The sequence below is a fragment of the Paenibacillus sp. MY03 genome (genome assembly GCF_002165585.1).
GTDB classification, from domain to species: domain Bacteria; phylum Bacillota; class Bacilli; order Paenibacillales; family Paenibacillaceae; genus Pristimantibacillus; species Pristimantibacillus agaridevorans.
In genome coordinates this window covers 95,353-108,094 of sequence record NZ_MXQD01000021.1, presented here as the reverse complement: position 1 = coordinate 108,094, position 12,742 = coordinate 95,353, and the positions used below count along the sequence as shown (strand labels likewise).

Genomic DNA, 12,742 nt, shown 5'->3' with positions numbered 1-12,742 from the left:
ATGCGATGCTGAAAAGAGAATTCAACTTATTGTATAAAGAAAGATTTGGCTTTCTATTTGTAGCGCCTGCCTTGTTATTTTTCGCACTATTTTATTTATATCCGATCTTGGATGCTATTAAAGTGAGCTTCTACAAATACACCTATTATTCTTCGGGTTGGGCAGGGATTGGTAATTACCAATCTCTGCTGCAAGATGATGTTTTTCTCAGGTCCGTCAAGAATACACTGCTTATTGTTATCATGTTTGTGCCGGCAACTCTCATCATTAGTTTCATTCTGTCGATTTTTATCAGTCTGTTCAGGACGAGGCTGCAAAGTGTTTTTAAAGCCGTATTTTACATTCCTGCGGTCACGTCCATTGTCAGCATTACATTTATGTGGCAGTATCTGCTGAATTATGATTTTGGATTGCTGAATTTTCTCCTTGGTCTATTCGACATAGACAAGGTGAATTTTCTTAGCTATGACAGGGCGATCGTGACAACGACAGTAGTCGTTCTCACCATTTCACTCGGCGGACCTATTGTAATCCTATCTGCGGCATTAGGCGGAATTCCCGTCAGTTATTATGAGGCTGCCGAATTGGACGGGGCATCGTTCTGGCGCAAACATATTCGTATTACACTCCCGATGATGAAGCCAACCATTCTTTTCGTTGCAGTTACGAGCACGATTGGCGCCTTTCAGCTTTTTGCGATTATATTGTTGTTTACGGCGGGCGGTCCGAATTATGCGACTACAACCATTTTATTGCTCTTGTATCAGGAGGCTTTTGTAAATGGGGATTACGGCCGGGCTAATGCGATGGCTGTCATACTGAGCATAATCATTGTCATTATTGCATGGCTGCAGTTCAAATTTTTGCGAACGGATATTGAGTATTAAGGGGCAATCGTATGAACAAGTCCAACCTGATCGTCGTTATGTTGAAGCTGTTGCTCGTTATTGCTGCTGTTTTGTTTTTGTTCCCGTTTTATTGGATGATTTCATCTTCATTTAAGGAAATGTCGATTGCTTTTCAGATTCCGCCACAATTTTATCCCCATCATCCGACATTAAATAACTATATTAAGCTTTTGGATACGAATGCGGCAAAATGGTTTTTAAACAGTGTATTTGTAAGCGCGAGTACCACCCTTGCAGTCGTTTTTATTACTTCTATGGCTGCTTATTCTTTGGCGAAGATTAACTTTCGCGCAGGCAAGTTTATATTTTCAATATTTGTCGGCTCGATGACGATTCCAGGGGCGGCGCTCCTGATCCCGCAATTTAAGATTGCAATCGAACTGAATTTAATAAACACGTATCTTGGATTGATTGTCCCTGCGATCGCAGCGCCTTACATGATCTTTTTATTAAGGCAGTTTATGAAAACCGTCCCTCAGGAAGTTCTGGAGTCGGCAAAAATGGACGGGTGCAGCGAGATGGGCATTTATTATCGTATTATGCTGCCCTTATCGACGCCTGGACTCGCTGCAATTGCTATCTTTACTTTCGTGCAGAGCTGGAATGATTATATCTGGCAGCTTTTGATCATCAAGAATTCAGAAATGATGACGCTGCCGTTAGGCGTTGCCACCTTAATTGATGCGGAAGCAGTTGATTGGGGGCTCATCATGGCAGGGTCGGTTGTAACGTCGCTGCCCGTTGTCATTATCTTTATTTCCTTCCAGAAATATTTTGTCCAAGGGCTGACTGTCGGTGCGGTCAAAGGGTAGTCATTAAGCAGGATTATGGAGGGGTTGACTTGAGTAAAGCTTGGCGTGAAAGCGGCTATGCTGCCTTCGCAGACGGAACTTTCGGTAACGGCGGACAAAATCTATATGTTTCTCGGAATGGGGTTCTGCAACGGATTTTCCGCTTCGACCTCAATCAAGATGGCTATACCGATATTATGTATGTCAATAGTCATGATATGGGCGAACGTCCAGCTATTGATGTCTACGTAGATCCCTTACATTCTGCCAGACGAATCGAACTACCCTCAGCAGGGGCTTATTATGGCGCAATCGGTGATTTGAATGGCGATGGATATGATGATTTAGTCATTGTTAACCAGAACAACGGAACCCACTCGGATCTGACGGCCTATATTTACTACGGTTCACCCGGCGGTTTGTCGGAGCGTTACAAGATTGAACTTCCTGTTCCGAATTGCAGAGCCGTGGCGATTGGCGATTTCAATGGCGATGGTTATCGGGATATCGCATTCAGCAGCAATGGCAAGTTAGTCGTCTATTACCAAACCGCAGCGGGTTTCCGGCCTTCGAATCGTGTAACGCTAGAGCTTGAAGTAACGCATATGGCTGCCGGGGACATTGATCAGGATGGCTATTGCGATTTATTCGTACGCGTCAAAGGCGGGAATCCCCTGGTGCTGTGGGGAAGTCCTGAAGGATTGCAGCAAGAGGGCTGCATGCAAATTGGCGGGAGCGATGAGGCTGCCCAGGATTTAGCGGGTACGACAGCAGGGTGGCTTGTATTTGTTGAAGGTTGGGCGCCGAAAATCCTTGAAATTGGAGGTCATATCCATCTTTTCCGTCAAGAAAATGATGCAGCCTATTTCTATCCTCTATCAACAAGTCGAAAAGCAGCCGAACCTCTTATCTTGAATTGCGAATCGGTTATCTCTGCCGCAGTCGGCGATGTAAACGGGAACGGTTATGAGGACATTGTTCTCGTCGTTTGTAAGGATCGGGATCGAAGCGAGTCCTCATGGATTTATTGGGGTCATCCTTCGGGGTACTCCAACAGGGAAAGACTGGAGATTCCAACCCAAAGCGCGCGTGACGTGGTCATGCATGATCTTGATGGAGATGGACAATTGGAAATTGTGATCTGTCAAGGAAGAACAGATGTTATGAATACAACCGAGTCGATCATTGTTAAATTTGCGCATCCTGACGCTTCAGCGGAGCTCATTCGTTTTGTAACGCATGATGCCACGACAGCATTGATCGGTACAACGATGGATTCGCCTTCTCCTCAAGTGATTTTTATTAATCATGTCTCTGGGCGAGTCAGAGGAGACGTGCCCGCATACGCCTATTTAGGGGGGGCCGATGGCTTTAATGAAGATAGGCGGATCGAGTTCCCGGGATGGGCGGCGGTTGATTCCATCTGCTGCGATTTCAATGACAATGGTTGGGGCGATGTGTTTCTTGCCAATTGTTCGGAGAACGCTCCCCACCTTGATCCGGGATCCTATCTCTATTGGAATGGCGTGAATGGATTCGATCCCGATAACAAGTTGGTGCTGCCTACGGTTAGAGCGCATGGCTGTGCCGTCGGCGACTTCCGCCACAGCGGATACTTGGACATCGTGGTTGCGGGAGCGAGTAATCCGGAGCTGTTGATCTTCAAGGGCGGACCCGAAGGATTCGACGTGGATCATCCGCAGAAAATCATGATGGATCCCGATATGAAGATATTCAATCCGGAGAAGAAATTGTATTCGTACGAGATGCTGGCAGGTCGTGCTTATCGGGAGCCGCGCTGGTTGTTTACTGCGGACTTCGACAATGACGGTTGGTTGGATTTATATGTATCGCAGGTTTTTGGACCGAGTTATATACTATGGGGCGGTCCGGAAGGATTCTCGATGAACCGTTCGACCGTATTGAATTGTGATGGCGGTATATGCGCCCAAGCAGCGGATTTAAACGGGAATGGTTGGCTTGATCTGATTGTCGGCGGATATCTATCGATGGGTAAAAAGGTTGCGAATGAATCCTATGTTTATATTTACTGGGGCGGTCCGGAAGGATTCCGCGAGGATAGACGAACGCAGCTCCCGGCGCATACGGCAAATTCGATAACGATAGCCGATTTCAATCGTGACGGCATTCTGGATATCTTCGTTACATCCTATAATTCTGGACGTGAACGGGACATTGATGCCTATATCTACTGGGGACAACCGGGAGGTGTCTATTCCGCGGATTACCGTTCGACGATATTTACCCATTCATCTTGCGGATCGATGGCGATTGATTTCAATGAAGACGGTTGGGTCGACTTGGCTATCGCTAACCACAAGACGAATGGGAATCACTGCGGATATTCCTATGTCATGTGGAATGGTCCTGATGGATTCTCTCAAGAACGGATGACTAAGCTCCCTACAATGGGGCCGCATGGCATGATGTCCGTAGATCCGGGTAATATCATGGATCGTCGTCCGGAAGAATTTTATATATCCAGTGAATTCGAACTCCCTCACGGAGATAAAGTGTCGCGAATTTCCTGGATAGCCGAGCTGCAGCCGAAGACTTGGGTGAAGGCTCAAATCCGGACTGCGTCAAGTAGAGGCGGGCTGGTACAGGCTAATTGGCAGGGTCCGAATGGAATGGAAGATAGCTGGTTCGATAATGGTCAGAAAGCGACGGATGCCCTGCAGGTTGGTCAATGGATTCAATATCGCCTGGCGCTTGGAGCAATAAATGGTGGGAATAGTCCGCGCGTGACGGAAGTAACCGTCCATTATGAAGCTTAGAATCTTCGGAGATGCCGAGCAGGTATATAGGATATTGTATCGTACCTTTGCAAGAGAAAGGATGATATTGTATGAAAGTTGCAAGTAAAGGGCTGATGGTTGCAACTGTATTTACCGCGACCTTGCTTTTCATGCTGCTGTCGGGTTCCTTGGCATATGCCAAGGAAAGCGTTCTTATCGATGACGATGCACACAGCTTATCCGAGGCGGGCTGGGTTAGGCAGAATGCACCTAGAGCCGGCACTTATATTACGGATTCACCGAATTCATTAGGAAATCCCTCCCAAATTCCGATGAAGCAAGTTATGCGTGGACAATATTTGTTCTATAGCTCAGAGAATCTTGCGTCTGACACGATTACGAAGGAGATTCCGATCGGTGCGGGTAGCTGGACTATTGAATTCGAAGCGCGGATCGCGGATTTGATTACACCGTCGGAGAATCCCGCTTGGAATGGATTTGCAATCGATACGATTGCCAACCACAAAAGATACCGAGTCACGTTTAACAGCAAAACTGGTGAAATCGATTCCACTTTCAAAGTGTTGATTATGAAGAACAGCTTCAGCGCCTATGATGAGACTGAAATTAAGCTTGGTGATTTCGCCGACATTCATAAGTGGGGGATTTCCTATGATGGCGGAACAACATTGACGGTCAGTCTGGACGGCAAAGTGGTCGCAAGATCATCGAGTGTGAATGTAACGAGCGGATTTGATGATAAAGTGATGTTATACAATAGCACGACAGGTATTCAATCCGGGACGAATGAGGTATATCTATACAATTATAAATTTGTGAAAGGCGGGAATCTGCATTCCAGTGAAGAGGTTGTCCATGACAATGCGGCTAGCTTCACTTCAGCAGGGTGGACAGCGTCTGTTCCGCTGCAAGGGCAATACATTATTGATAACGCCCATTCTCAAGGCAATCCGAATGCAGTGGCGTTAAAGTCGGTGTCCAAAGGACAGTATCTGTTTTATAGTGATCAAACAGCAGCTTCCTCTACTCCCGTTTCAATGAGCTTGAATTCAGCCATTGGCAGCGGTTCATGGACTTTGCAACTGAGAGCGAGAATTGCTGATTTAATGCAAGCGACAACGAATGGCGCAGACACAGGATTGCTCGTCGAAGTTGTGGCCAATCAGAAATTGTATAAGCTGATTTTTAATAATCGTGACATCATTACGGCAATCAAAGACAGCAGCAGCGGTTCTTACAGTCAAGCACGGGTGGACATGCCTACGGACGATCAATTTCACTCCTGGAGCATCTCTTACGACGGTGGTGAAAATATATATGTCGATCTCGATGGCGTAAAGGTGGCGGAGTTTGGCGGGATGGGCATCAGTACGACGCAAAGCGATGGAATTACGCTAACCAACGCCGCACAGAATCGTTTATCCGGCACGACTGAAGTGTACATGGATTCCATTATGTTGACGATAAACTCGATCCCGGAGTGGGTGAAGGTAAAGTCGGATGCTTATTTGGCAGAAAATTCGGAGAATGTGCTGACCGACTTTACAGAGCGGTTGCTGGATAACGGTTGGGTGAGGTCAGCCGATCCTGTGGACGGGAATTATATCTCGGATTTCTCCAATTCATTAGGGAACCCGAACCAAGCATCCCTGCTGGCTGTCCCGCAAAGTCAATACTTGTTCTATGCATCATCAACGGGAACAGCAAGCTCGCTGACCAAGAGTCCGCTGACGATTGGCACAGGACCATGGTTCTTGGAGCTGGATGCGAACATCGTTGATTTGATTACACCCTCGGCGGATTCCATTTCCAATGGAATATCTGTCGATGTAATCGCTAATATGAAGAAGTACAAGGTGACTTTCAATAGTATGGATGCGAACGGCGATTTGAAGATCGTCGTGCTAAAGGACAACAGCGGGACGGTTGAAGAGAAGCAGTTAACCTTGCCGCCAGACGGCAAAGTTCATAAATGGGGCATCGGATATGATGGAGGCACCACCTTGACAGTAAATCTTGACGGCACCGTAGTCATGCGGGTGTCTGGCGTCCATGTACCGGATTCTGTAACAGATCGGATCGTATTGCATAACAATGCCGGTAATCTACAGTCAGGCACGAACAAGGTTTACCTTGATCTGGTCAAGCTGGACATAACGAATGTGCCGGACTGGGTTTACGCTGCTATTGATGACGATGGCGACAATCTCAGTCAATCGAGCTGGACAAGACCTATCGACCCTGTAAACGATAGTTATATTACCGATCATCCGAACTCATTGGGCAATCCTAACCAGGTCCAGATGCTGCCTGTTTCCTCGGGTAAATATTTATTCTACAGCGCACAGGATAGTCAGTATAGCGCGATTAACAACAATATCCATATCGGGTCAGGAGCCTGGTATGCGCAATTGGAAGCGCGGTTTGCCGATTTGCCAACCCCATCCGCCTATCAGGCTTGGAGAGGGTTCTCGGTAGACATCGCTGCTAATTCCAAGCGTTACAGACTCTCTTTCAACAGTATAGATTCGAATGGGAATATGAACATTTACTTGTTGAAGCCTGGGAATACTTACGAAATGAAGCAGGTTGCTCTACCCTCCAGTGGAGGATTCCATCAATGGGGGATCGCCTTCGATGGGACGAATGCCATCACTGTCGATCTTGATGGCACGGTTGTCGCTCGATTCACCTATACAGAACTGACTGTAGCCGGTGCCGATAGCATGAAATTGTTTGCCGATACGAACAACTTGCTGTCAGGCACGACCGAGGTGTATGTCGACAGGATCCGGCTGCTGCGCAATTTCAAGCCTAAGCTGCATGATTCGAGCCCGACGTTAAATACACTTCTCGATGACAATGCTTCCAGTCTCAGCGCTGCAGGCTGGGTTTCGAACACGTCGCCAAGAACGGGCGTTTACATGATTGATGACGACCCGAACTCATTGGGCAATCCGAATGGAGTTTCGCTAAAGCCCGTTCCGGCCGGACAATATTTGGCATATGCCGACGGCACTTCAACCAGCGGTTATTATAGCAGTATGAAGCGCAACTTATCGATCGGACCTGGCGCATGGACTCTGCAGTTCGATGCCAGGATTATCGATCTCGCCAAGGCGACGAACTACTATTTATGGAAGGGACTCTCCTTTAATATTTACGCCAATAACAAAAGATACATCGTTTCTATGAACAATTACGATCCCGTCAAAGGAACGATCCGAGTATTCTTGATTACCAATGGATCAAATGCGTTCCAGGAGAGGGAAGTATACATTCCGACTGACAATGCATTCCACAAGTGGGAAATCGTCTATGATGGTGATGGTGGACTATATCTTGGTCTCGACGATAACCTTCTTGCCCAGTCGAATAATGCCGGAATAGCAGCGACGACCGGCGACAATATATCCATTATTAATTTGGCCAATGATATCTATACGACAGGAACCAACGAGGTATATTTCGATCAAATCAAGTTTACGAAGAATAAAGTACCGGAGTGGATTAATTACTATCCCAACCTGTCAGGGGTCACGGTTAAGCCGGAGGCCAGTTCAAGCTCCGTTCCTATTCTTGTAAATATAAGCGGTGCAGATCCGACTTGGTTTACGAATCCCGACATACAGGTTAAAGCAAGTATTTATAGCGGGACTCAGCTGCTCTCTAGCAGTACTCATGCTTTGGATGCCGCTACTGTAAGCTTAGACGTAAACGGCGGAGGAGGTACAGGCGTACGGCAGCTCGTTGTCGAGCTATCGAATAACAATATATCAGTCGATAAGGTGATTAAAGAGATACAGTTATTCCCTGCTGTCACGGCAGTCAATCCTAATGATTCGGTCACTTCCTCTCCAGGTGCGGTTGCCTTATATACGGAGGTCGATCAAATGATAAACGGCGGCAATCAAATTGCGACAGCTGCCGGATGGCAGGCGGCTGATTACAAGTACAAGGGAGCCGATGAAAGTGTCGCAGGCAATGTGTACAGCCTGATCGAAAGTACGGCAAGCGCACAAGCCTTGAGACTGCCCGTAGATCTATACGGCTGGTTCGGCGTATATATCGGCTATGTTGCAGGTACGGAACAATTTGACGTTACGGATGGGAACATCACGCATACGATAGAGTTAAGCCCTGGCGGAGCAGCCCCATTATATAGCGAACAGACGATCAGAGAAGAGTTTGTTACGGCAGCCAACTTTAATGGAAGAACATTCAGCATCATCCCGTCAGCCAGCAAGAAGGCAAGAATTGCTTATGTGAAGTTACGCGGGCTAACGACTGCTGATATTGCAGAGTATACGATGGCTGATGAAGGGAGTCTGGGCAAGCGGGCAATCTACAACAACGATGGGTATACCCATTTTACGTCTCTGAAATATCATAATGTTGAATCCATTGAGAACATGGCCATTAATATATTCGATGGACAAGATGCGGGAGGTGTCGATTGGGCGCTGGGGACGACGATGCAATTGAATTATGACAGTCAATATGCGGGTGCTCCATTTGACTCGTTTACCGAAGATGACCCGACGCTTAGGGAAATCGATCTTTATGGAAAAGCCAACATTCTTAACATTTATGATGAGAGCGGCAAGTGGGCCCCGGAAGTGTTGGCGGAACGCGCTAATGACATCGGAATCGATTTTAGCGTATCGCTAAGGATGAATGCCTTTTATACCTTAACTTCGTTCCCTGCGCTTAACGGTCAACTTTATAACGATTATATAGGGACACCCTATGATGCGAGACAGTTGGATGCCAATGGCAATCCGACTTTCCGATTAAGTTATAATAACGCGGATTTTAGAAGTTATATCAAGAATATCTTAATGGAAGCAGCCGCGTTCCCCCATGTGGATGGGGTGAATCTCGACTTTGGCAGGTATCCGTATCTATTCGCCTACGAATTAACCGATGTGGCCAGCCGGAAAGCGATCATTACGCAAATGCTGAGTGAAATCAGAACGGCATTGCCCGGGAAAACGATCAGTGTGCGAATCCCTTATTGGAATTACGAAGGCTACGGATTGGATCCGCAAGCCTGGATCGATCAGGACTTGATCGATACGCTGATCCCAACGAATCTCTCCTACGAGGATTTCTTCGACATTTCGCCCTTTGTCAGTATGGCAGCAGGATCGAATGTTAAGATTTATGCAGGAATTGTCTCCGATCTGTCGGGAACAGACCTAACCAAGGAGCAGGAAGCAATGATCCGAAACGGCGGCACACATGTGAATACGAAGAGAACGCTTAGTCAAACCCAATACCAAAAGCGGACTTACGAAGTGTATGAAGCAGGTGCCGACGGCGTGTATATCTTCAACGACTGGTGGAACGGCAAAGGAATATTCGGATTACTGGGAGATAAAGTGAAGGTACGCAAGTGGCACTATTTTGATTATTATTCGCAATTGCAGGAAAATCCGATTTTTATCATGCAGCCATAAGTACAAGCTGTCTCTGAAAGGTAAATATAACTTTTCAGGGACAGCTTTTATTGTTCAAACAGACGTTCCCAGACGGATAAATGATGTTCTAGCCAAGTTTTTGCTGCAGCCATATTTTTTTTTGCAATAGCTTTCGTAATTTCCTCATGGTCGCGAAGTGTAATATAGCCGGACTCTTTATCCAGAAGCTGATCGCGCCAATCGTGAAAAAACGCGCTTATAACCTCGCTTAATTCCTGAAAGGTGGCGTTGCCGGTCAACTGAAAGAGCGAACGGTGGAAAGCGATATCCAGTTCGATGATCGATTCGCCATTTTCGATTGCGGCGGCCATCTGTGCGTTAATGCGGTCTAACGCGTCTAATGCGATTGGCTGCGACCGTGAAAGAATCAATTCTAGCGCGGCTTTCTCCAGCATGACTCTCGTTTCGAGCAGCTCTCGCATACGCTCCGGATTTTGTGTCCAGCCGAAGGACACTTGATCAACAATATGGCTAATCGAAGCTTCCGATACATAAATGCCGTCGCCTGGCTTAATTTGGAGAAGTCCGATTGTTTCCAGCGACTTAAGCGCTTCTCGTATAACCGTTCGGCTCATTTCCAGTCGTTCTATCAGTTCTTTCTCGCTGTAGAAGCGATGTCCGGCACGAAAGCCGCCATCCGTAATAAATTCGCGGATTTTGGCAATCGCTTGTTCTTTTAGACTTGTGCGTACTATAGGTTCAAGTGACATAACTACGCCTACTCCTATTCAGCATAAAATGGTTAATACTTCTCCAGTTCCAATGTTAGAAGTCAGAGTAGATGGGCAACAGATGCTCTTCAAGCAGCTCTATCGCCCTGCCTTTTTGTCCTTGCTCTATGAAATCAAGCAGTTGACGATGTTGTCTAATGGATTGCTTGCGTTCTTCCATAGAAAGTGTCTTGTCACGAACCGGTTGTTCGATGAGCGCAAAAAAATTGTCAATGACAGTGGTCAATTCAATTAAATACGGATTGGATGAAAGCCGGATAAGCTGGCGATGCAATTCATGATCCAGTCTTACAAACTCCGAATCGCTTATATTGCCTTCGGATTGCTCTATGATCTTGTACAAGGGCTGAAGCTGCTCCGTCTGAATATGGTTCATAAGATGGCTGAGTGCGGCTTGTTCAATCATAAAACGAAATTCAACTACCTGTTTAAAGGCTTGCTTGTCATGATTGGGGGGAAGCAGCATTTCTTGAAATAGACGGGACAAATTTTGCTCTTTGACAAATAATCCCCGTCCTTGATGTTTTTCGATTAATCCGAGCGTTTCCAAATGGCTGAGCGCTTCTCTGACAACAGGACGACTTACGGCCAAAGCTTCAGCCAGCGCGCGCTCCGGAGGCAGGCGGTCGCCAGGTTTCAACTGCTGATCAATCATATATTGTTTAATGCGGTCGCTTACGATCCAGCTTAATGATTTGATTTCATTTGAAATGGGTTGTTTCAATTCGCAGAACCTCCTCTACACTATCATTATAGCCAACAATTTAAGATTGTCGATTAATTGAGAGTAGAATAAGGCTCTACAACTGATCGGCGTCGTATAGAGGGATAGTGGCTGCTGCTTCCTGAACCATTAGTCGCTGCTGCTCCAAATCCTTATAGCCTGCGCCGCTAACGATGCACACAATTTTGTCAGTGCGGTTGATTCGGCCTGTTTCCACAGCCTGAACGAGACCGGCAAGCGAAATGGCTCCGGCAGGTTCGCAGTAGATGCCCTCCCGTCTTGCAAGTTCGCGCTGCCACTTCCATGTTTCCTCATCGGCAACGATAGAGCCCACGCCCTGGCTGCTGTCCAGCGCTTCGAAGGCAATGTCTGCATCGGGCGGATTGGACACTTGAATGCCTGAAATCATAGAAGTCGAGGCTCCTGCTGCAGGCTGTCCCAAACCTTGCTGCCAGCCCCTTACTAAATTGCTGCAGCCTGCTGATTGGCAGGCGCCCATGCGGGGAAGCTTGCTGGCTTTGTTCTGCTCGCAAATCCGATGAAAGCCTTTATATATGCCGGAGAACAGTCCGCCTCCTCCAACGGGGACGAAGACGGCATCGGGCACGCCAAGCTGATCGGCTATTTCCCATGCGATTGTTTGCACGGCTTCCATAGCAAGCGGGGCATAGGCGAAAGCAGTAATGACGGCTTCCCAGTTATTGCGAATCGCTTTATCCCGTACCTGTTCGAATACTTTGGTGCCGATCGCGGGATCGAAACCGAGTCCTTTGACCTTATACACATGCGCTTGATGAACAAGCACTTGCTCCAGCTTGGCGGGAATTATATTTTCCTGGACATAAACATGATAAGGAATGCCCGCTTTGGCTGCATAGGCAGCGATAGACGCGCCCGCATTGCCGGAGGTAGTGCCGATACAGGCTGTTTTACCGGATTGTTTGGCCAGGGATAGCGCCATAGCCGAGATGCGATCCTTGTAGGAACCGGTCGGATTCAGTGATTCCAGCTTAAAATAAAGCTGCGACAAACCCAGCTCGGCACCAATGGAGCTGCTGGCAATAAGCGGCGTATGTCCTTCTCCAAGCGTAATGCGGTTATGCGGGGCTACGGCCGGCAAGGAGTCCGCGAAATGCCATATACCTGTAGATATCATATTGAACAGCACCCTTTTTTAATGTTATGGTATTACCAATTATAGTACTGTATGCTAGTGGTATGGTCAATGTTTATCTGGATGGTTGGGTACATGAAATGAAATTGACTAAATCAAAGAGCTGATGATATATTAATTGGTAATACCATATTATATATTTACGAGGGGA

General features: G+C 47.0%; 7 protein-coding genes. 4 read left to right on the top strand and 3 right to left on the bottom strand.

What is annotated here, in order from left to right:
* The first annotated feature begins 5 nt into the window (after positions 1 to 5).
* The 4 genes from B1748_RS19435 to B1748_RS19420 all read left to right on the top strand — a co-directional run bounded on the left by B1748_RS19435 (position 6) and on the right by B1748_RS19420 (position 9,941).
* The gene (locus tag B1748_RS19435; protein ID WP_143810338.1) at positions 6 to 887 is read left to right on the top strand and encodes a carbohydrate ABC transporter permease; all 882 of its coding nucleotides are present in this window, start codon (positions 6 to 8) and stop codon (positions 885 to 887) included.
* An 11-nt stretch (positions 888 to 898) separates the two neighbouring features.
* Entirely contained in the window at positions 899 to 1,720 is an 822-nt protein-coding gene (locus B1748_RS19430; RefSeq protein ID WP_087569600.1) for a carbohydrate ABC transporter permease, read from the top strand.
* Positions 1,721 to 1,749: 29 nt separating this feature from the next.
* The gene (locus B1748_RS19425; protein ID WP_087569599.1) at positions 1,750 to 4,497 is read left to right on the top strand and encodes an FG-GAP repeat domain-containing protein; all 2,748 of its coding nucleotides are present in this window, start codon (positions 1,750 to 1,752) and stop codon (positions 4,495 to 4,497) included.
* Positions 4,498 to 4,568: 71 nt separating this feature from the next.
* Positions 4,569 to 9,941: a glycoside hydrolase family protein gene (locus B1748_RS19420; RefSeq protein ID WP_087569598.1), complete on the top strand. Its 5,373-nt coding sequence runs from the start codon at positions 4,569 to 4,571 to the stop codon at positions 9,939 to 9,941.
* 47 nt (positions 9,942 to 9,988) lie between these two features.
* Here B1748_RS19420 and B1748_RS19415 read toward each other — a convergent pair whose 3' ends face one another.
* From B1748_RS19415 to B1748_RS19405, 3 genes are all read right to left on the bottom strand, one after another.
* Positions 9,989 to 10,672: a FadR/GntR family transcriptional regulator gene (locus B1748_RS19415; RefSeq protein WP_087569597.1), complete on the bottom strand. Its 684-nt coding sequence runs from the start codon at positions 10,670 to 10,672 to the stop codon at positions 9,989 to 9,991.
* Positions 10,673 to 10,727: 55 nt separating this feature from the next.
* On the bottom strand, positions 10,728 to 11,417 hold the full coding sequence (locus B1748_RS19410; RefSeq protein WP_087569596.1) for a FadR/GntR family transcriptional regulator: 690 nt from the start codon (positions 11,415 to 11,417) through the stop codon (positions 10,728 to 10,730).
* A gap of 76 nt (positions 11,418 to 11,493) precedes the next feature.
* The gene (locus B1748_RS19405; protein WP_087569595.1) at positions 11,494 to 12,573 is read right to left on the bottom strand and encodes a pyridoxal-phosphate dependent enzyme; all 1,080 of its coding nucleotides are present in this window, start codon (positions 12,571 to 12,573) and stop codon (positions 11,494 to 11,496) included.
* Between the last annotated feature and the right edge of the window lie 169 nt (positions 12,574 to 12,742).